Origin of the sequence: Paenibacillus aurantius (genome assembly GCF_032268605.1) — a bacterium.
Lineage (GTDB): Bacteria > Bacillota > Bacilli > Paenibacillales > NBRC-103111 > Paenibacillus_AO > Paenibacillus_AO aurantius.
Genome location: NZ_CP130318.1, coordinates 2491113 through 2515878, shown reverse-complemented (window position 1 = coordinate 2515878; position 24766 = coordinate 2491113). Strand labels below are relative to the sequence as shown.

Annotated in this window: 17 protein-coding genes; 3 read left to right on the top strand and 14 right to left on the bottom strand. The window is 57.3% G+C overall.

The features are described from left to right. Positions 1–4 precede the first annotated feature (4 nt). From MJA45_RS11365 to MJA45_RS11320, 10 genes are all read right to left on the bottom strand, one after another. Positions 5–3859 carry a hypothetical protein gene (locus MJA45_RS11365; protein WP_315607364.1) on the bottom strand — a complete coding sequence of 1285 codons (3855 nt, stop codon included), beginning with the start codon at positions 3857–3859 and terminating at the stop codon, positions 5–7. Beyond that, on the bottom strand, positions 3856–6258 hold the full coding sequence (locus tag MJA45_RS11360; RefSeq protein ID WP_315607363.1) for a glycoside hydrolase family 95 protein: 2403 nt from the start codon (positions 6256–6258) through the stop codon (positions 3856–3858). The genes MJA45_RS11365 and MJA45_RS11360 overlap by 4 nt, the downstream gene beginning before the upstream one ends. A 107-nt stretch (positions 6259–6365) precedes the next feature. Next, entirely contained in the window at positions 6366–8021 is a 1656-nt protein-coding gene (locus tag MJA45_RS11355) for an extracellular solute-binding protein (RefSeq protein ID WP_315607362.1), read from the bottom strand. A 131-nt stretch (positions 8022–8152) separates the two neighbouring features. Beyond that, a complete protein-coding gene (locus MJA45_RS11350; RefSeq protein ID WP_315607361.1) occupies positions 8153–9811 on the bottom strand; it encodes a response regulator transcription factor in 1659 nt (552 codons plus the stop codon). Positions 9812–9817: 6 nt separating this feature from the next. Beyond that, positions 9818–11557, bottom strand: coding sequence for a sensor histidine kinase (locus tag MJA45_RS11345; RefSeq protein WP_315607360.1), 1740 nt, complete (start codon positions 11555–11557; stop codon positions 9818–9820). Between the two features lie 31 nt (positions 11558–11588). Then, entirely contained in the window at positions 11589–12476 is an 888-nt protein-coding gene (locus MJA45_RS11340; RefSeq protein WP_315607359.1) for a carbohydrate ABC transporter permease, read from the bottom strand. 21 nt (positions 12477–12497) lie between these two features. Then, positions 12498–13403 carry an ABC transporter permease gene (locus MJA45_RS11335; RefSeq protein WP_315607358.1) on the bottom strand — a complete coding sequence of 302 codons (906 nt, stop codon included), beginning with the start codon at positions 13401–13403 and terminating at the stop codon, positions 12498–12500. 127 nt (positions 13404–13530) lie between these two features. Next, positions 13531–15609, bottom strand: a complete 2079-nt coding sequence (locus tag MJA45_RS11330; protein WP_315607357.1) for a glycoside hydrolase family 65 — start codon at positions 15607–15609, stop codon at positions 13531–13533. Positions 15610–15792: 183 nt separating this feature from the next. Further along, positions 15793–16962 carry an MFS transporter gene (locus MJA45_RS11325; RefSeq protein ID WP_315607356.1) on the bottom strand — a complete coding sequence of 390 codons (1170 nt, stop codon included), beginning with the start codon at positions 16960–16962 and terminating at the stop codon, positions 15793–15795. Between the two features lie 106 nt (positions 16963–17068). Next, on the bottom strand, positions 17069–18319 hold the full coding sequence (locus MJA45_RS11320) for an MFS transporter (RefSeq protein ID WP_315607355.1): 1251 nt from the start codon (positions 18317–18319) through the stop codon (positions 17069–17071). A 104-nt stretch (positions 18320–18423) separates the two neighbouring features. Between MJA45_RS11320 and MJA45_RS11315 the strand changes: the two genes are divergently transcribed. From MJA45_RS11315 to MJA45_RS11305, 3 genes are all read left to right on the top strand, one after another. Next, entirely contained in the window at positions 18424–19890 is a 1467-nt protein-coding gene (locus tag MJA45_RS11315) for an aminotransferase class I/II-fold pyridoxal phosphate-dependent enzyme (RefSeq protein ID WP_315607354.1), read from the top strand. A gap of 315 nt (positions 19891–20205) precedes the next feature. Next, on the top strand, positions 20206–21267 hold the full coding sequence (locus MJA45_RS11310; RefSeq protein WP_315607353.1) for a Gfo/Idh/MocA family protein: 1062 nt from the start codon (positions 20206–20208) through the stop codon (positions 21265–21267). A 256-nt stretch (positions 21268–21523) separates the two neighbouring features. After that, the gene (locus tag MJA45_RS11305; protein ID WP_315607352.1) at positions 21524–21946 is read left to right on the top strand and encodes a DUF1885 family protein; all 423 of its coding nucleotides are present in this window, start codon (positions 21524–21526) and stop codon (positions 21944–21946) included. 85 nt (positions 21947–22031) lie between these two features. Here MJA45_RS11305 and MJA45_RS11300 read toward each other — a convergent pair whose 3' ends face one another. From MJA45_RS11300 to MJA45_RS11285, 4 genes are all read right to left on the bottom strand, one after another. Continuing rightward, the gene (locus MJA45_RS11300) at positions 22032–22343 is read right to left on the bottom strand and encodes a DUF1292 domain-containing protein (RefSeq protein WP_315607351.1); all 312 of its coding nucleotides are present in this window, start codon (positions 22341–22343) and stop codon (positions 22032–22034) included. 214 nt (positions 22344–22557) lie between these two features. Continuing rightward, complete coding sequence (locus MJA45_RS11295; protein ID WP_315607350.1) at positions 22558–23172, bottom strand: stalk domain-containing protein; 615 nt, start codon at positions 23170–23172, stop codon at positions 22558–22560. An 88-nt stretch (positions 23173–23260) separates the two neighbouring features. Then, entirely contained in the window at positions 23261–24181 is a 921-nt protein-coding gene (locus MJA45_RS11290; protein ID WP_315607349.1) for an alpha/beta hydrolase, read from the bottom strand. Positions 24182–24272: 91 nt separating this feature from the next. Beyond that, a complete protein-coding gene (locus tag MJA45_RS11285; protein WP_315607348.1) occupies positions 24273–24617 on the bottom strand; it encodes a YhjD family protein in 345 nt (114 codons plus the stop codon). Positions 24618–24766: the final 149 nt, after the last annotated feature.

Below are 24766 nucleotides of genomic sequence, written 5' to 3'. Positions count from 1 at the left end.
CTGTTTAGATCAAGGCCAGGCGGACTGGACCGTACAGTCCCCCGGAAGGGAACGCCGCCTGCCATTCCGGACGGTTCGTGCGGTCCCAGTATGTGATGTCCGGGTTTGCTCCAACCAGACTGGTCGGCCGGCCGTATTCGTAATGGGTGCCAAGCGTATTGGTCACCCGGATGCGCAGCCGGTGAGCGCCCGCTTCAAGCGTGCCGAGGGAGAACCGGTAAGGCCTCCAAACGCGAACGCCGAGCGGCCTGCCGTCCAGCCAGACCTCGGCCGTTCCGCGGACGTGCCCGAGATCGAGCGCGGCTTCGGCGGGTGAGGCAAGGTCAAGGTCCGTTTCATACTCCACGACGCCGCTGTGATGAAGCAGATGCAGCGCTGTTCTCCAGTCGCCGAGCTCGCCGCTGAAGGGCACAACCTCGAAGCGGACCGGAGCCGTTAGGACGGCGGCCTCCGTCTGCGCGCCGTCCGGCACGATGCGAACCGCCGCAAGCGTTCCCGCCGGCTGCGGCGGGAACGACACCGTACCGGCTGCGCACGGCCTTTCCTCGCCGTTAATCCAGACGCGGGCTTGCCCCGTCGTCTCCAGCTTCATCCGGTGCGCGCCGACCGGCAGCGGGAAGCGCAGCCAGACCGGCTTGCCCACGGCGTTCAAGTCGGCCGCGAATGGAACAGGAGGCGACGACGGCACCGACTCCGGCATGAGCCAGCCGACGCCCGGGAGCGGATGGGGCCGCGGGTTGATCCAGAGCGACTCCGTCTCGGCGAATTGGAGTACGGCGTCATGCAGGATCAGCGGCTGCCGACCCTCCTCGTCTTTCCAATCGAGTCCCGTGCAGAACGGCGTGGCCCCGCCGTCCAGCCATTCGATTCGGCCGTCCGCGAACACTTCGCCCGCTCCCTCGGGGAGGAGGAATTTCACTTCGTTGCTCCCCTCTCGCCAATACGGCGTCAAGTCCACCTCTTCCTGCCCCTGGCGGATATAGGGATTGAAATCCCCATGCTCCGTCACAGCCGCTCCATTGACCTGCAGCACGACTCGTCCGCGCGCCGCGAAAACGAGGCGAACCTTGTCAGCCCGTTTACCGGGCGGGGTTTCCAGCACCTTGCGGAAGGTTGAGTTCGGGTTCGGCTGCTGGGCGTAAATCCATTTCGGCAGCGGCTCGCCCGCTGCGGCATTCAGCTCCACGCCGGCGCGCATCATCCCGTTCGCTCTCGCTTCCGCCCGCAGCAGCACGGTATTCGGCCCTTCGAGAAGCTCGACCCAGGCCGTTTTCTCCTCCGGTCCGCCGAACCATTCGATGGCCTGCCCGTTCACCCAGCCGGTCAGGTCGGCGTTGCTCTCGGTCCGGAGGGAGTAGCGCCCGGCCTTGGGGGCCACCGCTGCTGTTTGCGCCCAAACGTGTTCGCCCTTCCGGGCGCTGCCGAGATGCAGGAACCGTCTCGGAACGCGGCCCATCCGGCCGGCCCAGGTGCGGAACGCCAGATCGCCGAAAACGGTGCTGTACACGAGCGGCTGAGCAAGGTCCGCATCGAACGAATCTCCCTTATGGACCAGCCAGTAGGCGGACTCGCTCCACAGCCGTTCCTCCCAATCGCCGTCCGGCGTAGAAGGCAGGTGCCAGTCGGCGGCCAGACCGTCTCCCGGCCCTTCCTCCGTCCTCACCTGCATAATCCTTCTCTCCGGCGGCATGAGGCCTCGTTCCTCCTGATGAAGGTCGAAGTCCCCGTAGCGGTTGTCGAGCGTCGCTTCGACACGAACGCGCCAATCGGCCAGGAGGCGAATGTCTGCCGCCTCCTCCGGCCAAACCCCCGGTTCGGCCGGATAGCGTCCGCCCTCGGCCTGCGCAGGCAGCGGCGCGTTCTTTGCGGCAGGAAGCTCCTCGGCGCAGACGATCAAAGCCGCCGGCCAGTCTCCGAAGGAGACGTCCAGCTCCACGTATTCGCCATTACGGCGAAATGCGATTTCTTCGATCCGGCCGGTGACCGGATCCCACAGCTGGGGCGTTCCGGCCGTCCGCAGGCGGTAGGCCGCCGGCTGGAGGGTTTCCGTCTGTCCGTCCGCCGGCTCATGCATCCGGAGGAGCGAGCCGTCAGCCGGCATAAGCAGGTACATGTCGGCGCCGTCGACGGTGCGATGCAGCGACAGACCGGGGCCTTCCACCCGCTTCGGCAGCTGCCGTTCGATAAGCGTTGCCGCTTCTTCCGCCGTCGCGACATATACGGCTCCCGGAAGCGCCCTCTGCTCATTCTCCGGCACCTTCACGCCGATGACAAGACCGCCCTGCTCAAGCATCTGGTTAACGTGTGCAAGCGCCTGATCCGTCATGATCGTCGTACCGGACAGAACCAGGACGCGGAACTGCTCGCCGGCAAGCGCAAGGCCACCCTCCGTCGTAATCTCGGCTCTCTCGATGGCCGAATCGTCGAGAATGTCGAAATCGCGGTGAGCGCTTCGAAGCGCTCCCGGATAAGCCGCCGTGTCTCTGCGGTTCACGGTGCCCGATACGTCCCGGAACACCTCGTGGAGGTGCGTGATCTTCTCGTTCGGATCACGGTTCGACGCCGCCATCGGATGCTCCATCGGCTTGATGTCGTCGAGCGACAGGTAGCCGACCGCCGCATAGGACGGATAATGAACGGCGATGTCCGCGACATGAGTCCCGCTGCTAAGCAGGCGGCAAACCCGGCTGACCGTATCGGCGAAAATCCCGTAATGCTCGAAATAAGGCTGCCGCCACCCCGTATCCGGCGGAGCCCACTCCCACCAGCCTCCTCGGGTGGAATAATAGACCGCATGGGGGCTGAACAGCGTCGCTCCCGCCTGAAGCCACGGAACGAGCCAGTGCATCGTTTCCTCAATCGTGCCGCCCCAGCCGCTCGAATGGAACGCCTCCAGCCAGACGCGGGAGCCCTCGTTCAAGTGAACCATGGAGGAATGGGGCTTGATCTCGCCGTCCATGTCCGAGCCCGGCGCGTTATACCAGCGATGCGTACGGAAATAATCGAGATAAAGCCGCTGCGATCCATGAACGTCCGCACGGCGGGCCGGGCCCGCCTGGTCGCAGCCGATCAGCATGCCGTGCTTCTTATGCCAGCTGCCGAGCGGAATGAACCATGACTGCTGCGCGAGCTCCGCCGCGATCGCGTATACCCGGCGGCGGACCTCCTCCGCCCCCTCGATATCGTCGAACAAGGCGGCAAGCTTACCCAGCAGATCTTCGCCATAGCGCTCGGCATAGAGAGCCGGCACGTCCGGCGACCAGAGCGGCATCGGCGGAAGCTCGTCCTGAAAGCTGCCGGCCAGCGTCTTGCCGAGATCGTTCGGGAAGCGGCGCTCCAGCTCTCCGTGCACCCGATCCATAAGCACAGCGGCCGCCTCCGGGTCGAGCCAGTTGAAGCCCTGCCGGACCGCCCCGTAGCGGTAATCGGGCGTTTCGGCCAAAAGCTCGGCGTCCGCCGGAAACTCTTCGCCGGGGGCGAAGCGGCGCAGTTGATAGCCGGCGTAATCCGGGTGAACCGACACCAGACGAGCCAGCTCGTTCGCTCCGGAGAAGCCGATCTGATCGTAGAACCACAGGCGCATGCCGAGACGCTCGGCCTCCCGCAGAGCGACCTCGAACAACACCCACCATTCCGAGCTCCTATGTACGGGGCTGTCCCCGCATGATCCGTACTGGGGACCGGTCGGGGCCAAATGAATGATGCCGATGTTGCGAAGGCCTCCCTCCCTAAACTTGCGGAGCTGCCAGCGAACCCTCTCCTCGGTTACTTCCTCGCCGCTCCACCACCAGAACGGCACCGGTCCGTAATGCGGATCCGGCGAAGCGAATCGTTCCGCCATCTGCTTGATTGTCATCATGGACGTAATCCTCCTGCCAACCTTGTAATGGAATAACGCGCTTCCCTCACGGTTTCAAACCGGTACAGCATCCCGCTGCCGTCCTTTGCCGATTCCACCGTAATCGGATATCCCTCTTTACATTCTACCTGAAGAGGCATCTCCGAATAAATCCCAATTCGCCTCCCCGCCAGGCTTGTCAGTTCCGCCTGCCATAGCCCGCCGTTCCTCCACTCCAGATCAACGGCAAACCCGCCGCGGGCTCTAAGCCCCCTTGTGGAGCCGTTCGGCCACGAGGCCGGCAGGGCGGGCAGCAGCTCGATAAAGCCTTGATGCGATTGCAGGAGCATTTCCACCACGGCCGCCGTGATTCCAAAATTTCCGTCGATTTGAAAAGGCGGATGAGCATCGAGCAGATTCGCATAAACTCCGCCCTCGTGAAATTTTTCCGTATCGCTCGTCACAAGTGTCAGCAGGCGGTCTACGAACCGGTAAGCCCGATCGCCATCCCCGAAGCGTGCCCAGAGGGCCGCCTTCCACGCCAAGCTCCAGCCCGTGCCTTCGTCGCCGCGGCGATCGAGCGCCCGGGCCGCTGCGGTGAACAGCTCCGGAGTCGCCCGCCGGGTAATCTGGCAGCCCGGATGAACCCCGAACAAATGGGCCATATGCCGATGGTGAACGTCTTCCTCGGCAAAGTCGGCGTCCCATTCCTGAAGCTGCCCGTGCCGGCCCACCTGCACCGGATAGAGACGGCTTCTCGCGTCCTGAAGCTCCTCTCGAAACGCCTCATCCGTTCCGAGCACCTGAGACGCCTCCATGCAGTTCGTGAACAGATCCCAGATAAGGGCCATATCCATCGTCGAAGCCTTTGTCACGGCGGCCGTCCCTCCGGACGGCGTCCTAAACTTGTTCTCCGGCGAAGTGGACGGAGACGTGACCAAATAGCCGTCCTCGTCCTCGTACAGCCAATCCAGGCAGAAAAGGGCGGCCTCCTTCATAAGCGGGTAGGCGCGTTCCCGCAGGAAAGCCTCGTCTTCCGTGAACGCATAATGCTCCCATAGGTGCTGGGTCAGCCAAGCGCAGCCCATCGGCCAGGTTGCCCATACCGCGTCGCCGGCCCCATAGCCGCCGCTTGGCGAAGTAAGGCACCACAGGTCTGTGCAATGATGCACCGCCCAGCCGCGGGCGCCATACAGCTGCGCCGTCTTCCGGCCGTTCACGGCCAGATGGCCGATAAAGTCGAAAAGCGGCTCGGCACATGCTGCCAGCCCGCCCGTCTCCGCAAGCCAATAGTTCATCTGCGTGTTAATGTTCATCGTCCAGTTGCTGCTCCACGGCGGCCGTGTCTCCTGATTCCAAATCCCTTGCAGATTCGCCGGCTGGGAGCCCGGCCGGGAGCTGGCGATCAGGAGATAGCGTCCATACTGGAACAACAGCTCGGTTACCCCCGGATCGTCAGCGCCGTACTCTTTAATTCTTCGAGTCGTGGGGAGTTCGTCGTGACGGCCTTTCCCGTTGTCGAGCCGGAGCTCGACTTGATCGAACAACGCTTTGTAATCCGATACATGCCGGTCGCGAAGCTCCTCATACGTCCGGGCGAGCGCTCCCCTCACGGCCGCCGCACACTCCGCCGGGTCCTTCCCCTCGGTGCGGGGCGAGCGGGTCGGACCGTTAAAGCTGGTCGCCGCGCTTAGGACAAGCGTTGCGCTCGAAGCTCCATAGACATGCACGCCGTCATGATCGACCTCCACGATGCCGTCCTCGCTCGCTGCCGCCATTCGGCATTCGAAACGGATCGCCTCCGTCGTATCTAGTTCTCCGTATTGAAGCGGATGAGTGGTCCGCACATGATTCGGAGCGGAAACCTCCGGCGCCGCCCCCTTCATGATGAACATTCCTTCTCCCACACTCGTACGATGGCGCAGCGGGCTCCCCAGCCGGGCATGAACGTACAGCATACCGGGCCGGTCGCAGCTCAGACGAACGACGATAACCCCATCGGGGTAAGAAGCGAACAGCTCTCTCGTGTAACGCACGTCTCCGATCTTATACTCCACGCGGGCGATCCCGTCCTGAAGATCGAGCGAACGCTCGTAAGCCTGAACGAGCGACCCGTGCTCGAACGACAGGTGCAAATCACCGAGCGGCAGGTACGACTCATTCCACGGTCCCATGATCTTCTTGCAAGCGAGATCCGCTTCTTCATAGCGGCCTTCCGCCACAAGCCGGCGCACCTCGGCCACGGTCTGCTCGGCATCGGGACAAGCCCACTCCTGCGCGGTTCCGGACCATAACGTATCCTCGTTCAGCTGCAGGCGCTCGGTTTCGGTCCTGCCGAAGATCATGGCCCCGAGCCGCCCGTTTCCAATCGGCAGCGCTTCGTTCCATGACTCCGCCATTTTCTCATAATGCAGCCTCATCGGCTTATCTCCTCCTTATCCCCAGGCGGAAAAGCAAATCTGCGGAACGATCGCCGTCCCGCAGATTTATTCCTTTCAAGGCTAGCGGTAATGCCGCTTCTTGTGTGTTATTTGGAAGCTTGGTTCACTTCGTTCGTGATTTGGTCGCCGCCGAGCTTCTTCCAGTTCTCGACGAATTTGTCGAATTCGTCTACCGGCGATTCGCCGTATATGATCTTCGTGAACGTCTCCAGCTCCAGCTTGTCGAGCGTCGCCTTCTTGGTAGCCATCGTCGCCGTCGGAGGGGCGCTGAACTCGTTTACCTTCATCAGCTTGTTATTCATGTATTGCTCAATAACGGAGATCGAGCTAACTGGACCGAAAATGCGCTCGTATACCCACTGCGCACGGTCGCCGCCGCGATACTTCATGATGAAGTCGTAGTTGCCCTTCTCTTCGCGGTTGAGCTTGCTCGGATCGTTCGCCTTAAGAGCAGCCGACACGTTCTTGTAGATCGTGATGTTCTTATTCGGCTGAAGAAGCTTGACCGGAGCGACCTGGAAGCCTTGACCGCCGGTTCCGAGATAAGTCGCCGCTTCCTTCTCGGCCGATTTCCCGTACAGCTTCTCTACGGAGAAGTTCAGCATCTTCACGAGCGCTTCCGGATGCTCGAAGCCCTTGCGCACGACGAACACCGTTGCGTTTAGGATCCGGCTGCCCACTACGGCAGGCTTGCCGTCGGCGGAAGGAATCGGATAGGCCGTCCAGTCGATATTCGGATCCTTCATCATCGCGCTGATCGCGAACGGAGAAGCGAGCGGGCCGAAGAAGATCCCGGATTTGCCCGCCATGATCGTTTCGGAAGCCTTCGTTACGTCCTTCGTTCCGAATTCCTGTTCGATGATTCCCGCCTTGTACAGCTCCTGGAGCTTAGCCAGCGCCGGCTTCATTTCCGGCTGGATGCTGCCATACACGAGCTTGCCGGAGCTGTCCTTCACCCACATCTGCGGGAAGGCATGGTATCCGTTGGCAAAGCCATCCAGCTTGATCGTCCAACCGGCGTCCAAATCCTTGTTCAGCTGAATGCCGAACGTGTCCTTCTTGCCGTTGCCGTCCGGATCCTTCTCTGAGAACGCTTTCGCGATGTTCAGCAAATCATCCATCGTTTTGGGAGGCTCCAGATTAAGTTTTTTCATCCAGTCGGAGCGGATGTAGACCATGGGAGCCGCATCGATCGTGCCGCTGTAATCCGTCAAGCCGAACAGCTTGCCATCCTGCTTCACCGGCTTTAATCCGTCTCCGCCCTCCGTGTAGAACTGCTTCAGCTGCTCGGAGCCGTATTTATTGAAGGCGTCCGTCAGATCGGCGATTTTACCGGCGTCGAGAAGCTGCTTGTACTGCGTCTGGTTAACGGAGAAAATATCGGGAATGTCGCCGCTCGCTAGCGTGGCGTTCATCTTGTTGGCGGCGTTCGCTCTTTCCACAACCCAATCGTACTTCACTTTAATGCCCAGCTCGTTCTCATAGCCCTTAAGCCATACGTTGTTTTCGAGCGTATCGCCCGGTGCAAGAAAATCTTTGCCCACGTCATTGATGGCCGAACGGACGTTAATCGGCGGATCGTATTTCGAGAGCGGGCCCTCGTTTCCTTTCGGAGCGGCCGACTGAGCGGGAGAGCCGCTTGCCTCCGTGCCGCTTCCCGCATCCTTCGTCCCGCATGCCGCCGTGAACGCCAGCGCCAGTACGCTGACCACAGCAAGGGATTGTTTCCTATACCGTTTCATTGTTTAACCCCCCTTAAGTTCTGTAACCTGTTTCCCTGCATTTCTTATTGTAGTTTCCAGCGTTTTCCCGGGGTAGTGGACGCTTTTTACTTTCGGTATCTTTCCTTTACTTGTTAATTTCCGGCGGACGATTAGGGGGAGATCCGGTTCCGGAACTCCTGCGGCGTGCACCCGACCGTCTTCTTGAAGAAGCGGAAGAAATAATGAGGATCGGTGAAGCCGAGCATCTCCGAGATTTCATGCATTTTGTGGCTTGTCGTATGAAGTAGCTCTTTGCCCCGTGCGATCCGGACTTCCTGGATATAATCCGAGAGCCCCTTGCCTGTCGTTTGCTTATACCAGCGTGACAAATAAGAAGGATTCAGCGATACTTCTCTCGCTATTCGGGAGAGAGACAGATCGGAACGGAGATGATTTTGGACAAAATAATGAATGCGGCCGATCAGGTTGGATTCCTCCAGACGAAGACGGTCGACCCGCTTCTCCTGAATCCACTCCAGCAGATTCTGAAAGAAAGCGACGATCTCGCTCCACGGGGTTTCGCCTCCGAATTCCAGCATCGTCAACAAATTCGCTTCCGAGACCGCCCGGTCTTTCAGGCCGAGCTCCTCCAGGCAGACAAGACTGCATTTGGTAAGCGCTTGCCGCACCAGCAGCATGTCAAACGGGTCTCCCGGGCCGTTCTCGGGCAGGAGACGAATGAGCTTGGAATAGAGCTCCGACCATTCTCCGCCGCTTCCCTCCAGCACACTCTGCTGCAGCTGCTCAAGTATAAACTGGGCGGTCAGCCGGCCGTTCTGCTCGGCTTCCTTCTTCTGGTCCGCATCCTGCCTGTTCAAGATGGTCAGCCTCTCGGCCCCTCTCGAACGGCCATTGATGATGGCAAGCCGGAGCCTTTGCACTTCACGAGCCAGCTCCTCCATCGGGAGAAACCGGCCGCACGCCGCGGCGGACAGCGGTATTTGGAACAAATCCCGGCATACCTGCTGAACGGTTTCGAGCGTTCCATGAACGAAGCTTGCCGTCAACTCCTGGTGCCTATCCGCTTCTATAAACGGCTGTTCGACGGCCTGAACGAAGCCGACCAGCGAGTGGCCGTCGTACTGGACGCACTTGACGACGGTCCGCGAACTTAGCAGCTCCTCCACAATGTTGCCGATCGCGAAAAGCATCAAATTCCTCTCGTAGAGCGATTTGTATTTGCCCCACTCCTCTACGAAGAAGGAAACCGCCAGGACCGGCTCGCTTGCTTTCAGCTGAAGCTTTAAGGCATCGAATTCGTTCTGCAGTCCCCTGAAGCCCGCGGGCTCCGTTCGTCTCAGCACATCCAGCAACAGCTGCCTCTGCAGCTGATTGATTGCCTTCGGCATCTCCTCCTGCAGCCATTCGCGCTGATGGTAGACCGACAGCTCGTCCTTCACCATTTGGAAGGCTTTATCTACCGCCGGGCCGATCCGGTCCATCCCTTCCGTCTTCAGAATGTAATCGAGGACGCAAGTGCTGCGAACCGCCTTGATCGCGTATTCGAATTCGTCATGTCCGGTCAGCAGAATGACTTTGCAGCGCGGCCACTGCCGCTCAATCCGGCCGAGCAGCTCCATTCCGTCCATCTCGGGCATGCAGATGTCGCTCAGCACCACGTCAATTTTGATGGAATTCAGCCAGGACAAAGCTTCCAGCGCCGAATAAGCGACCACGATCTCTACATCGGGAAGGCTGCGCTTGGTGAAGTATTCGTGAAGCCCGTTCACGATGATCGGTTCGTCGTCGATAATCATCAATCGGTACATGATGTCTCAATCCTTTTGGTTTGGATGAAAAGGCAGGTTGACCTCGGTTCGCAATCCCCCGAGAGGACTTCTCGACAGGCTCAGGCCGTATTCCGGGCCGAACCGGATCTGCAAACGGTGATGCACGTTCATGAGCCCCGTCGTTTCGCCCTCCTCGTTTAAGTCGGACACTCTTCCCAGCTTCTCCCGAAGCCCGTCCAGCGCCTCGTCCGTCAGCTTGTCCCCGTTGTCCTCGATCGTTAGGACGATCGCTCCCTCTTCCACGCGATGGCTGATTCGGAGGAAGCCTCCCGATGCCTTCTGGGCCAAGCCGTGCTTGAACACGTTCTCGAGGATCGGCTGCAGGATGATCCGGGGCACCATGACCGGGCGACACTCCGGAGGAAGAGGCTCCGCCTCTACCGTCATTCGATTCGAGAAGCGGATTTCCTGGATGTGAAGGTAGACGAGCGAATGCTCCATCTCTTCGCCGAGGGTGACTTCCTTGCTGAAGTCGCGGGTCATGAACCGGAAATACCGGCCTAAATAGTCGGAGAAAATTTTGATGTCCTCCGTATTTTCCAGCTCGGCCATCTGCTTGATGGTGAACAGACTGTTATAGAGAAAATGAGGCGTGATTTGCGACTGCAGATGCTTCAGCTCCGCATCCTGCGTGCGGATTCGCTGAACGTAGTTGTCTTCGATCAAGGCATGAAGCCGCTGCAGGGTTTGGTTGAATTGACTGTATAAATAACCGAATTCGTCCCCGCGCCGGTGCTCGATCCTCATGGACATGTCGCCCCGCTCCAGCGAGCGGAACCCCCGAATCAGCTTGAACAGCGGCTGATGAATGAGCCGATAGATGCCGTAGGTGGATACCACGATCAGGGCGCAGGAGACGGCGGTCAGGCTGCGCATCCAGAACGCATATCGCCGAAAAGGCTCAAGGAATACGTTCTTGGACACGTAGCTGACCAGGTGGAATTGATAATTCGCATCCGAGATCGCATAGAAATAGCCGTCCTCGGATTCGCTTCGTATGACTTTGCCCGGCCGGTCCCCGTTTTCTTCCGGAAGGAACACGCTGAATTTCTCCTGCAGCCGGGCATCCGAAACGACAGCCAGATGGTTTTTCTCGAAGCTGATAAACGCGCCGCCGTCCCCCTCTTTGCGAATACTGCGCAGCTGCTTGGCAAGCTCCGGCTTGGAGAGCTCGGTGATGAGAAGGAAGTTTGGCGCCGCCGTGGGGTCGAGGGAATCGGGGGTCGCTTTGGCCAAATAAAAGTCTCCTTTGTATTCGAGAACGTTGCCTCTCAGGTTGGCGCGGCTCGCGAGCAGCCCTCTCCACTCGCTGGCGGGCGCATCCGCAATTCCTCTCCTAACGGAAACCACTTTATTCAATAGCGGCAGATAGTACCGGACATCCTCCAAATAAGGGCTGCTGGACTTCATTTGCCGCAGCTTTTGAAGGATGTCATTCAGTCTCCGGTCAATTTCGTAATTGGACATAATCGGAGCGAACGTGCTGAAATCCGCCAGCTGACTGTCCACCGAATATTCCGCCAGCAGACTCGTCATGCGGGCAAGCTCCAGCTGCAAGGTCGAATAATGGAAAAGAAGGACAGACTCGTTGGAGCGTTCGATCTCCCCCCGCATCTGTCCGGAACTGTTATTGGTAAACCATACGCTTAACCCGTATAACGGAACAATGAGCACGAAAAATGTGAGCATCAGCTTGACAAAGAGGGAATTGATCTTCGAGCGCATCGGATAGCCGCCTTCTGTCTTTTTTAATAGATTATCCTTTTACGCTCCCCATCACTAGACCTTTGACAAAATATTTTTGCAGAAAGGGATAGATTGCTAGAATGGGAAACGCCGCGATGAAGATTTGGGCGGCTCTCACCGTACGGCTCGACACGCTTTGGAGCAGAATAGCCTGCTCCACCGTCATCTCCGTTTGCGGAATGGATGTCTTGTTCAGCACCGACTGCAGATAGGTGGCGAGCGGATATTTGTCGGTATGGTTCATATAGAGCATCCCGTCGAACCAGGAATTCCAGTGCATGACCAGGGTAAAAAGGACGATCGTCGCTAGGCTCGGCAGAGAGATCGGCAAATACACCCTTAGCAGCGTTTGCAGGTGGCTGGCTCCATCCATCAAGCATGCTTCCTCCAGCTCCTTCGGCAGGCCGCGGAAGAAGTTCAGCATGAGCAGGATGTTAAACACCTGGACGCCTACCGGCAGGACGAGCGACCACATCGTATCCAGCATATGAAGCTGTTTGATGACGAGGTAGCTCGGGATGATTCCGCCGCTGAACAGCATCGTAAAGACGAAGATCCAAGCATACATCGTTCGCTGCGGAAACACGTGGCTTTCCTTGGACAGCGGGTAGGCTACAAGAACGGTAATGATCGTACTCAGGCTAACGCCGGTCAGAACCCGGATCACGCTGTTCTGGAAAGAGCCGGTGAACTGCCCGCTTTGAAGCACGAACTGGTAAGATTTGACGGTAAACTCCACCGGCCATTCCGCCACTTCCCCCGCCGCGGCCGCTGCACTGGAGCTTAAGGATACTGCCAGAACGTTGATGACCGGAAACAGGCAAAGGAGCGTAAGCAAGACCAGAAAGAGGTTGTTGAAGATCAGGAAGGTCTTATAGCTTCTTGACATTAAATGCATAGGACGGTCGCCTTCCTTTCCTTAGAAAATCCGGTATTTCGCAAACCGGTAAGCAATCCAGTAGCCGAAACCGATGAGCGCAAGCGACACGACCGACTTAATCAGGCCGATGGCCGCCGCCACCGCATATTGGGTTTGCACAATGCCGATCCGGTACACGAGCGTATCTAGAATGTCACCGGTCCGGTAAACCATCGGGTTATACAGGTTGAACACCTGGTCGAAGCCGCCGTTCAGAATGTTGCCGAGGCTGAGCGTTGCCATCAGCACGACGATCGGGCGAATGCCCGGCAGCGTCACGTTCCAGGTTTGGCGCCAGCGGCCCGCTCCGTCCATGACCGCTGCCTCGTACAGTCCCTGGTCGATCGAGGTCAGAGCAGCGAGGTAGACGATGGTGCTGAAGCCGAATTCCTTCCATTGGTCCGTGATGACGAGCACATAGCGGAACCATTGATTGCTGGACAGGAAGGAGATCGGCTTGCCGCCGAACGCCTGAATGATCTGGTTCACGATCCCTTCGCCGGGCGAGAGCACATCAATGACGATCCCTCCCAGGATGACCCAGGAGAAAAAGTGCGGCATATAAATAACGGTCTGCACGGAGCGCTTGAATAGGACCGAACGAACCTCGTTCAGCAGCAGGGCCGCCGTGACCGGCACCAGGATGCCTGCAGCAATTTTCATGATGGAGATGATCACGGTATTTTTCACGGCGGGCATAAAATCCGGAAGGGCCCACATGTACTCGAAATTGTCCATTCCGTTCCAGTTAAGCTTGTTAAAGCCTACGATCGGGTTGAAATCCTGAAAGGCAATGCTCAGACCCGCCATTGGCAAATAACTGAAGACCGCGATCAAGATCAGCCCGGGCACCAGCATGAGATGCAGCTGCCCATTGTTGCGGCGACGTTTCGTTCCAGCCCGCATAATCCCCCTCCTCTTTTACATTTAGTATAGGTGGGGTGGCGCGGCGGCCGATAGTGGGGCATTTTTACCTGGAGTATCTTTTGTTTACCTTTCACACGAAAAAGAGCCGCCCCGAGGCAGCTCCCAATCAAATATAGGTCATTAACCCTTCCGAACGGATTTTCCAGGTTCCTTCGTTCGGAAACCCGGGCGCCTCTCCGGAATCGCTGTCGGTCCAGCCGGCGGCCATCATGGCGACGGCGGACAGTAAACCTCCGTTGCCGGGGAGGTAGATGGTAAGAGAATGATTCTGGAAACAGTGCCCGTTCGGCAAATACCGATTTTTCTCCGCATCCATCAGAAGCACATCGACTGCCTTCTCCGGCATGCCCAACCGTGCAGCCGTCATGGCCATCATCGGAAAGTCCCATCCCCAAGCGGATTTCCAGTTCCATACCTTGATAATTTTATCGTAAGTGTGCCGCATGGTCTCCTTATCCGCCATGGCGCCGGGCAATAGCCCCATACTGGCTGCCATGGTCGGGTGGTCGGTCGTGTATTCCTTGTTAGAGAAAGTATCGGGAGCCGTTTCCGCCGCTACATACACCCCGTCCACAACAGGCAAGGGCGACAGATTAGCTAGGATATGGTCCCACTTCTCCTCTCGAGGCAGTCCTAAGCGCATCCTCCATTGCTGGGCCGTTTCCAGCCCAAAATGCCAATACGCCAGCTCGAAGGTTGGATTGATGGTGGTTTCATGATCATATCTCTCCTGCGCCGGAGCCACCGGTGGACCGAGAACATAGCGGGAGCCCGCTTCGTCCCACTCCACGAAAGAAGCCATGAACAGAGCACTTTCGTGCACAAGCTCCTGATAACGCTCCAATACCTCGCCGTCCGGATGGGACCGGTAAAGCAGTTCACAATAATAAATGGGATGCGGCTGCTGCCAGATCAGGAACGGCTCGATATAGCAAGGCATTTGCCGGCCGTCGGGCGCCACGCATTTCGGCCATCGTGCTCCTTCATAGCCTTGGCTCTTAGCGGTTTCCCGCGCGATCGGGAGGATCGATTGGTACCACGGAAGGCTGTTTTCCAATAACTGCGGTCTTCCCCACAAAGCAAAATGCACCGCATGCCACCAATGCATTTCGAGGTGGAATTTACCGTCCCAGCTATTGAACACGTAGCCGGTTTCCTGCGGAGGAAGCGATCCGCTGGAATTAATGTACGTTTGATAAAGGGAGAGAACCGTACGCCGTTCCAGCTCGGGTGCTCGGGGATCCGTGGCGTCTCCGAAATCGATAAACCCTCCATCGCTCCAAAAGGAGCTCCAGTGATCGGACGAGGCTTCCGCCGTTTGTTTATAGGACGGTAGTTCAAACCGGCCCTCTTCCGGTGTGAACAGGGTGACACATTCGAAACGGTTCCCTTCCGTTCGAGGCTTGAGGACAAAATGATGGCCCTCCTCGCCGATCAGCTCTCCCGGGACGTTCCACTCCGTTATCACCTCAAAACGGTCCTGGTCAAGCGTCCGTTTAAATACCGCGTGACGGTCTCCGGCCGTTAGATCCGTCTGATGAGCCTCAGGCCGGTCCCATACAACCGATTGCTTATGCTGGCTTCCGTAGGGGAAACGATAAACGCATTCGATAGCCCCTTCTGACAAGAGGTCGGACTCGACTTGTACGGCGATCAGATCCCTTGCCGGATGACAGCACGTGCGCACCGTTATGGAGGCATCGTCCAAAAGGAAACGGCTCTCCAGGATTCCGGTCCACAAATCAAGAGTTTGTTCCAATTGGCCAAACTGCTCCGGCTTGGCGTAAGCCCCCGACTTCGTACGGAACCGGAGACCCACATGACCGAGATGCAGACGATGCGGATTCGCCCGCAGCCAATCGATGGCGCCGGTTCTTCCCTGGGTTAGCCAGGGGAAGTACCTGTACCCGGTTTCACGGCCATTGAAGGTTTTATAATTCGTTAGCGGAAAGCCCTCGGCCGAATAACCGTTCGGATTCGGAGAGGTGTGCCATCCCCAGTTGGACATGGTCCCCAAGGGTATAGTATTCGTATACAGTTCAGGAAAACTCTGCAGCCCCGTAAAATCCACCGTCATGGCAAATTCGCCATTGCCTACGGAGAATGGGGATAAGGGGTCTATCCCCCACACCATCGGATTATTTCTCGTAACCACTCTCTTCCTGTCGATCTTCAATCGGTTCACCCTTCCTATTCCCAGTTCACCTGCACAGCTTCACCTTAGCCCACGGAACAAGGATGGAAAAGTGTAGATTCTTTACCTTTTGTAGCTTTTGTTTACTTGAAGGCTATTGTTACCCTGGAAAATAAAAAAGATGACCCCGGTTCCATATCGGGATCATCTTCTTCGAGCCGGGTAGAGGCGGCATCAGGCCGGCGGACGCACCGTCGTCCCTTGCGTGTCGAGCGCGGCGAACCGGCTGAGGAGCAGAAGAGCCGCCAGGCAGAGCACGCCTCCGATGATGAACGGGACGGCGGTCTGCCAATTGAATACGGCCACGGCGAGCAGCGGACCGAGGATCCGGCCCAGGCTGTCCATCGACGAATTCAGCCCTGTGGCAACGCCCTGCCCCACGGTGGTCCGTTGGGTGATCAGGGACGTGACACACGGCCGGATGAGGGCGTTCCCTGCGCCGAAAACGGCCAGGTACAAGGTGGCGTCAATCAAATTCGACGACAGCAGCAGCAGGAAGAAGCCGGCGGCCGAAAGCGCAAGCCCAAGCGCGATAGCGGGCTTCTCCTTGCCGCGGAGACGGCGGACGACCCCGCCCTGAATGGCGGCGCCAACGATCCCGTTGGCCAGGAACATCCAACCGATCTGATAGCTGGTCGCTCCGACCCGCTCCAGCTCGAAGAGCTGGAAGGTGGACTCGAGGCCGGCTAGAGTAAAGGAAACGAAGAACGACAGGACATAAAGGTACTTAAGCTTTCCCTGGAAGGCCGTCCAGCGGGATGGCTTGGGCATGTCCTTGGCGTGCCTCTTGTCCGGAGTCAGGGACTCCTTCAACACGCTGAGCGCGAACAGGAACACCAGGAAGGACAGGGCTCCCGAAGCGTAGAAGGGCAGGTACGAGCCCCATACGCTGAGAATCCCCCCGATGGCCGGGCCGAACACGAAGCCCATGCCGATCGCCATTCCCACGAAGCCCATCCCTTTCGTCCGGTTCTCTTCAGTGGTGATATCCGCCACATAAGCCACCGCACAGGAGGCGACCGCACCGGAGAAGAGGCCCCCGATAATGCGCGAGAGGTACATCATCCACAGCACCCCGTCCGATAAGCCGAAGATGAGGAAGGAGATGCTGAAGCCGAGCAGTCCCGTCAGGATAACCGGCTTGCGGCCGATGCGGTCCGACAAGCCGCCCCAGAACGGAGACATGAAGAAGGAGACGGCCGAGTAGACGGACAGCAGCATGGCCAGATGGAAGTTGTTGTTCCCGGTTTCCACGATGATGGCGGGAAGAACGGGAATAATAATGCCGAACCCGACGAAGACGGTGAACAGCATGAACACGATGGTCAGAAGTTGTTTTTTCATGGAGAAATGCAGCCCCTTACACGATTTTGAAATTTTGCCTGAGCGTCGCGGCGCTTACCTAGAATTAGATTCCCCTCAGCAGGGAGGAATCGTCCGGTCTAGAAGATTAAACGGCGGCCCGCTTGCCGAAGCGGATGAACCACTGCATGACGAGCAGCAGGAACAGCACGACTCCGCTTCCGATGAAGGAAGCCCGGATATTGATCCAGTCCGACAGCCAACCGGATACGATCGGTCCAATGGTCGTTCCCAGCCCCTCGATTGTCAGGAAGAACCCCCAGACGGCTCCCCTCTTCTCTTTCGGTATGGCCTTAGCCAAGAGAGCGTTCCATGACGGAATGATCAAGGCATAGCCCAAACCGAGCAGCGCCACCAGAACGTACAAAGCCGGCAGGCTTCTTACCAGCGTAAACACCAGAAGAACCGCCGAGCTTATGACCAGACCGGCGTTAAGAAACCACTTGATGCCCCACCGGTCCACCAGCTTCCCTACGGGAATCATGCTCAGGACGGTTATCCCGCCTCCCACGATCAAGAAAGCCCGGAATTGACCGTTCGTCAAATGGAGTTCCCGGGTGGCGTAAAGGGTAAGAACCGGCGTCAAGAGGCCTAAAGCGAACGTCTGTGCGAACATAGCGGGGAAGATAATCCGGCTGACGTTCATCGATTTCCGCACTTCGCTTAAATAAAGGCCCATACGTTGAACACGGCTCAACCCGAGTCTTGCCGTTCTCCGGCTGTCCCGGCTGCGGCGCAATCCCTCTTTCTGCTTCTTCCTGCCCGGCAGAAAGAGCGCCACGATCACAACCAGGATCATCAGCCCGATGTAGAGCTTAAAAGCTGTCGAATACCCGCTTCCTATAAAATAGGTAGCCACGAAAGGACCGAGGCCCACTCCCGACAGCCAGGCCATGTACACCACGCTCATGACCGTCCCGCTGCCCTCTTCGCCGGCTATCTCCGTAGCCCCGGTTATGACGCAGGGCCAAAGCGGAGCCGTTCCGATCCCGAGCAGGGCACAGGAAACGATAATCCATCCGAAGCTTGAGGCCGAGGCGATAATCAAGACGGAAGCAAGTGTCGAGAGCACGCCGATCAGCATGCTCGTCCGGTAGCCGATCCGGTCGATCAGCCAGCCGATCGGTGTCCGAAGCAGGTTGTCCCCTATGTATTGGACGGCCAGCGTCCAGCCGATCACCGTAACGGAGGCTTTCAGAACATCGTTAAGGTAAACGGGAAGAAAGGTCACCAGGAGAGCGCCCTTCACGAATTCCACCAGGAACATGATCACAAGCAGCTGCAGCACGAATGGGGATGTCAGCATCTTCTTGTCGAGTTTCTTTTTTACGGGATTCATGCTACACCTTCTATTCGGACAAAATTAACTTGCATCTGCGTCCCTATTTGTTATACTCATTTTGTTTGTTTCCATAACACCTCACGAAAGGAAGAGACGAAACCATGGATCACCATCGCACCCCCTTGTTCTCCGCCCTGGTCCGGCATGCGGAAAGCAATCCCGTCCAGTTTCATATCCCCGGTCATAAAAAAGGAGTGGGCATGGATCCGGAATTCCGCCAGTTTATCGGGGAACGCGCTCTTTCCATTGATTTGATCAATATTGCTCCGCTTGACGATCTTCACCAGCCGACCGGCGTGATCGAAGAGGCCCAGAAGCTTGCCGCGGATGCATTCCATGCAGATTATACCTTTTTTTCCGTTCAAGGCACAAGCGGCGCCATCATGACCATGATCATGTCCGTCTGCTCCGAAGGCGACAAAATTATCGTTCCCCGGAATGTTCATAAATCGGTCATGTCGGCCATCATTTTTGCCGGCGCCAAGCCGATCTTCCTCTCTCCGGTGCGGGACGAGAACCTCGGGATCGATCACGGCATCACGACCCGGTCGGTTCGAAGGGCGCTGGAGAAGCATCCGGACTCCAAGGCCGTCCTTGTGATCAACCCGACCTATTATGGAGTCTGTACCAATCTGAAGGAAATCGTCGAGCTCGTGCACAGCTACGACATCCCCGTGCTGGTCGACGAAGCGCATGGCGTCCTCATTCACTTCCATGACAAGCTGCCCGTGTCGGCTATGGAAGCGGGAGCCGATATGGCGGCGACAAGCGTTCACAAACTCGGCGGCTCGCTCACCCAGAGTTCCGTTCTGAACGTCAAATCGAAACGGGTGAATCCGAAGCGGATCCAGACAATCATCAGCATGCTGACGACAACTTCGACCTCCTATATCCTGCTTGCTTCCTTGGATGCGGCCCGCCGCAATCTGGCCGTCCACGGCCGGCAGATGGCTGAGGAAGCGCTCAGGCTCGCCATGCATGCCCGCGAGAGCATCAACCGCATTCCCGGACTGTACTGCTTTGGGGAAGAGATTCTCGGGACGGAAGCGACTTTCGATTATGATCCGACTAAGGTTACCGTTCATATCCGGCATCTGGGCATTACGGGCTACGACGCGGAGAACTGGCTGCGCGAGCGTTATAACATCGAAGTGGAACTAAGCGATATGTATAATATTCTTTGCCTGGTGACCCCCGGCGATACCCAGGACACCGTCGACCTGCTCATTGCCGCCCTTAGAGAGCTTGCCGAAACACACACCAACCGGGAAGCCAACGAGCTCGTCATCAAAATTCCGGAGATCCCTCAGCTCTCCCTATCCCCGCGGGACGCTTTCTACGGCGATACGGAGACCATTCCTTTCAAGGATTCAGCAGGCCGGATTATTGCCGAGTTCATCTACGTCTATCCGCCGGGCATCCCTATTCTGCTTCCCGGGGAAGTCATCTCCCAGGAAAACATCAACTATATACGCGAGCATGTGGAGGTCGGCCTTCCGGTCAAAGGTCCCGAGGACCGGGGCATCGAATTCGTGAAGGTTATCGTGGAAACCACCGCTATTTTCTAAGCTCGCTTCCCAGGACCCGGCCCTTTCCCAAGGACCGGGTTTTCGCATGTCCGGGCAACCCTTCTCCCCTGTCTTTCCTCTTGGCGGCACAGCCTTTCCAGCAATCCCCAATGCCAAAATCCAATACAAAATGCGCTAGATTCAACACTATCTTTTTAGGCATAACTTCACTATAATTTTACCTGCATAGCAAAAAAAGAATACACCCAAACGACCTGCCGAGACCGTATGAGGCCGACCACCGTTTGGCAAGACATCCAGGTTTTACAACCATTCCTTCATTAAAATAGCTGGTTTCGGACCAACAAACAGGAAGTGAAGCGGATCATGAAATACGGGGTCGTCCTCGTCGGCTGCGGATATATGGGTGCCACCCATTTGGATAACATAAGCAACCACCCGCAGGTTAATCTTATAGGCGTTTCGGATTTGGTCGAAGAGAAAGCGAAAGAATTCGCCGACCGGTACCAGGCCGCCTCTTGGAGCACCAATTATAACGATTATCTCGTCCGGGATGATGTGCACATCGTGATCATTGCCACCTATCCCTCTTCCCATCTAGAAATTACCCGGGCGTGCGTACTGGCGGGCAAGCACGTTCTTTGCGAAAAGCCTATGGCCCCCAACCTTAAGGATGCCGCTGAAATCGTTCAGCTTGGCAGTACGGCTAAGACCAAGGTGCTGGTCGGCCATATTCTCCGGCACAATTCCACCTTTCAGCGGGTGGGAGAAATGGTGCGCGATGGGGCTATCGGAAGCCCTGTCGTCATGAGAATGTCCCAGATCAAGAAAACGGTGGACAACTGGAAGTCTCACTTGGCCCTTCTCAATCAGGTCTCCCCCATCGTCGACTGCGGGGTCCACTATGTCGACGTTATGCGGTGGTTCACCGGCGCGGAGGTGGTGTCCGTGAGCGGGTTCGGCCAAAGGCTGGAGCCCGACGTTCCCGAGCACACCTACAACTACGGAATGATTAACGTGAAGCTGTCCGACGGCTCTATCGGGTATTACGAGGCCGGATGGGGACATAACATGCCGAACGAGAATCTGAAGGAATTTATCGGCCCCAAAGGGCGCATCCGGATCACGTACCGGACCCACCGTCCCCTGGAGGAACAGCATCTCGGCAACCTGATTGAGCTTGAGCACTATCCTGACGGCCGTAAGGAAGAATTCAACATCGATTTCTCCTATAAGCCGACCGGTAGCCAATTCCAATACCTCATCCGGATGATCGAAGAGAACCTGGATCCTAAGCCTTACCTCCAGGAATTCTACCGGGCGCTGGAAGTGACCATTCTCGGCGACAAAGCCATCCATGAAGGCCGGACGATCGCCTGCGTGGAGCAGCGGCTCCCCGATGTCGTCAACCTCTGAGCTCCAGCCGTCCATAGCGACTGATTTCCCCAAGCCCTGCCTCCGCGGCGGGGCTTTCTTGATTCTTCGGGTAGGGACAACAGCATCGGGGATCCGCTCCTGTTCCCTGGCCGCCGCCTTCTTCCCGAGAGGCACCGGGCTGAGAGAGCTTTGTCCCAGCGTATCGTTCGGCATTGGACCGGGAGAGCCCTTCCCTTACCGGGTGACAAATGCTATGATGGGAAAAGAATTTTATTCCATAGGCGGGTGTTCATGCATGAGTCAAAGCGCTTACATTCAATTGGTCGAAGGCTCGGCGCAGCCGACGTTTACCCTGGACGAGCTCAAGGAGGCTCTCGTCAGCTACAAAGACCAGCTCGCCCTAACCGGCAAGCAGCTGGGCTGGGATTACGAGGACGCCGGATTTCCTTACAGCTTCGAAACAAAGCCGGAGGGCGAAGGAAAATGGTTCTACCTGAAAGGGAAGAACAGCCTGTACAAATATATTGTGCTGGGCGTAGGAAGCCGCCCCGACGGCAGCGGGACGGAACGCTCGTTCATCCAGGTGGTGCTCCCCGACGACTCCACCCACGGAGACAAAGCCAAAGCCAATGAGCTGTGCAAGCATCTCGGGAAGCGCCTTAAAGCGGAGCTTCACCTGTTCAACGGACGAATCATGTATTTCAACCCGCGCAAATAAGCTTGCTTACAGAAGAAGAACCCTTTCCTAGCGGGAAGGGTTCTTCTTGGTTAGGCAGGCTCGCAAGCCCGTTTACGGTTACCTCTTACTTGTCATTCTCTTCGGCTGCGATTTCATTATAAATGGCCACCACACGGTTCCATTCTTCATCGTCCTCGATGCTGACGAGATACGCTTCGTCGTTCTCTTCCTCAATGCGGAAGATGACCCCGTCGGCTTCCGGATCATTGCGGTCCAGCAGAACCGCATAGGCCTGGCTCTCGGATTCGAAGGTGTAGACCATCACCATCTCGTGTTCCTTGCCTTCGGCATCGGTTACGAGAAAGACATCTTCTTCGTGTTCGTGCTCGTGGTCATGACCGCATCCGCAGTTATCCTCATGCTTATGATCGCTCATGGTTTTCCCTCATCTCTTCGGTTAAATGGTGTGCTTAACGTATAGTACCATTTAAGCTCCCGGCAGGTCAAACCCTGACCTCTCCCTGGCCGATCGGCAGGTCCGCCCTGCCGCCAGGATCGATTAGCGGGCCTCTCTCCCTCGTTTCCTGGGCTCCATACAGCAAAAAGCCCCGGAATCGGATAAGATTCCAGGACTTCTCGGCCGGTTTCGCTTATTCGGAAACGATAACCTTCTGAGAGACCACCGTATACTCGTTGTTTAGCAGGAAAGAGAACTTAACGGTGTAATTCCCCTTCTGGGTGAAGTTGACCTTGAACGGCCACGGGTACCAGAACGATTCTTCGTTCGTATCGAGCGGAACCTCGAGAGCCGGCGTTGCCTCTTCTCCACTCGGCGCGGTGATGGAGATCTTGAAGCCGTCCACATGGAGCTTCAGGTTATCCACCTGGGAGAATACGACGAAGTTAACGGTCTTGCCCTGGTCCACCTTGGCGAAAGGTTTCTGAAGGGAATAATCCTTGTTGCTGACATCCTGAGCAAAGAACATGTGTACGTTGGGCTTATAAATATCCGCCGTCTTGGCGTCATTATCCCATTTCACCATAGCCTGTAAAGAATCCGTCAGCTGACGAAGCGGGAGCACCGTTCGTCCGTTCATAACGAACGCCGGAACATCCCCTTCCGGGAACGCTACATCGGACCCATTAATCCGGACTTTGGCTTTCGAATATCCTTCATAGCTTCCCCACAGCGAATCCGCAAAGACGGTTGCCGTAAAAAGCATCGAGAAGACACAGATAAGGACAGCCACTCGTTTCGCCTTCATCGTCCACCTAACCTCCATCTGATGTTGTTTACATGATAGTTTATACTCGGTCCCTCAGGAAGAGTTGCGATGGTTTTGTAAAAAATCTTCACAAGTTCCCTGCCAAAAATTGCAGCACCTTCTCCGTATAGGCCTTGGGAAAAAGCTTGTACGAGCCGACATGTCCCGCCTGCTTCGTTTCCCAGAATTCGAACTTGTCGGGATGAGCCTGCCACATCGATTGGCTGTTGACCGACGGAATCTTGTCGTCATCCTTGCTGTGGATAAACAGAACGGGACGCGGATAAACGGCGTCCGCTGCCGCCGAAACGTCCACGAGCCCCGGGTGGACGCCCACCAGCGGGGGAAGAATTCCCAAGATCAAGGGAGTAAACGGAAAGCTCGGAAGGTGGGACCACGCCGGCAGGTTCTCCTTCAGGTAGCGTTCGAGGTGGCTGAACGGGCTGTCCGCTATGACGGACGCGACCGACGGCTCCTCCGCGGCCGCCAGAAGGGCCGTACTGGCCCCCATCGAGAACCCGAGCAGCGCCGTCCGTCCCGGATGCTCCTGTTTCACCCAATCAATCGCTCCCAGCAGGTCCTGCTCCTCGTACTCGCCTACCGAGGTCAGGCTTCCTCCGGATTCGCCGGAATTGCGGAAGTCAAACATCACCACCCCATAGCCCTCTTTGATTATCGATTGGACCAGCGGCATGATGTGCGCGTCGTCTTGCAGACGGTTCTTCGAGTAGCCGTGGGCGATAATAACCGTCTTCCCGCCGGTCCCCTCCGCCCCTGGAAGAAACCAGCCCTTCAGAGAGATCTTGCCGTCCCGGCTAGGGAATGAAATCTTCTCGTAGGCCAGCCCGTAATCCGACGGCGTCTCGGTTAAAGGCTTCTTGGCGGGATGGGTAAGGCTCCATCCTACGTAAGTGGAAAGACCCGCCGCGCATAGCGTCAGGAGGGCAGCCAGCACGAGCGTGATTCTGACCAGCCTCCCCCGCCATACTCCGGCTGATCTTCTTCTCATGTCCATCCTGGTGACTACCATTATAAATTCACGGCCCCTTTATCTAATCAGCATCACATTTCCTGATTATAGCATGGAAGGACGGGGCCGTTTAGCGGGTAAGCAAAAAATCCTTAAGCCTTGTTTCGCACTTTCCTTTCAGCACCGACGGCATGATCACGCAGTGATGCTCATACCCTTTATGGCGGTACATCACATGGACATTCCGGTCCGCCGACATCTCTTCCAGCAGGATGCGGCAGCCGGTGCTCCTCAGCCTCTTGCGGATCCGGGCATGCTCGGCTTCCGCATACCGGGCGAGCTGCCCGGCCAGCTCCTCCCAGAACCGGTCGAGCTTGAACAGCCCCGTCTGCTTCCGGTCCCAGTCCAGCGCCTTTTGCAAGTACAGCGTCACTATGTAGTCGTGGATCCCCTGCTCGATTTCAAAATCCGGCATGCGATCACCTTACGGATAGATATAGTAGAAGCGCAGGATCGGCTTCTTTATTAGTATAGCGAACACACGTTCCTTTATTCAACCGGTAAAATTTTTCTTCCCTGGAGCCTTTTGATTTCTTGTCCTCAAACCGATATAATCAGGGGCAA

Bases quoted from the DNA above. Each gene is read 5' to 3' on its own strand.
- MJA45_RS11335 (WP_315607358.1), bottom strand. From the start codon at position 13,403: ATGCGGGCTGGAACGAAACGTCGCCGCAACAATGGGCAGCTGCATCTC.
- MJA45_RS11345 (WP_315607360.1), bottom strand. From the start codon at position 11,557: ATGCGCTCGAAGATCAATTCCCTCTTTGTCAAGCTGATGCTCACATTT.
- MJA45_RS11315 (WP_315607354.1), top strand. From the start codon at position 18,424: ATGGATCACCATCGCACCCCCTTGTTCTCCGCCCTGGTCCGGCATGCG.
- MJA45_RS11365 (WP_315607364.1), bottom strand. From the start codon at position 3,859: ATGATGACAATCAAGCAGATGGCGGAACGATTCGCTTCGCCGGATCCG.
- MJA45_RS11355 (WP_315607362.1), bottom strand. From the start codon at position 8,021: ATGAAACGGTATAGGAAACAATCCCTTGCTGTGGTCAGCGTACTGGCG.
- MJA45_RS11295 (WP_315607350.1), bottom strand. From the start codon at position 23,172: ATGAAGGCGAAACGAGTGGCTGTCCTTATCTGTGTCTTCTCGATGCTT.
- MJA45_RS11305 (WP_315607352.1), top strand. From the start codon at position 21,524: ATGAGTCAAAGCGCTTACATTCAATTGGTCGAAGGCTCGGCGCAGCCG.
- MJA45_RS11350 (WP_315607361.1), bottom strand. From the start codon at position 9,811: ATGTACCGATTGATGATTATCGACGACGAACCGATCATCGTGAACGGG.
- MJA45_RS11360 (WP_315607363.1), bottom strand. From the start codon at position 6,258: ATGAGGCTGCATTATGAGAAAATGGCGGAGTCATGGAACGAAGCGCTG.
- MJA45_RS11300 (WP_315607351.1), bottom strand. From the start codon at position 22,343: ATGAGCGATCATAAGCATGAGGATAACTGCGGATGCGGTCATGACCAC.
- MJA45_RS11320 (WP_315607355.1), bottom strand. From the start codon at position 18,319: ATGAATCCCGTAAAAAAGAAACTCGACAAGAAGATGCTGACATCCCCA.
- MJA45_RS11340 (WP_315607359.1), bottom strand. From the start codon at position 12,476: ATGCATTTAATGTCAAGAAGCTATAAGACCTTCCTGATCTTCAACAAC.
- MJA45_RS11290 (WP_315607349.1), bottom strand. From the start codon at position 24,181: ATGAGAAGAAGATCAGCCGGAGTATGGCGGGGGAGGCTGGTCAGAATC.
- MJA45_RS11325 (WP_315607356.1), bottom strand. From the start codon at position 16,962: ATGAAAAAACAACTTCTGACCATCGTGTTCATGCTGTTCACCGTCTTC.
- MJA45_RS11285 (WP_315607348.1), bottom strand. From the start codon at position 24,617: ATGCCGGATTTTGAAATCGAGCAGGGGATCCACGACTACATAGTGACG.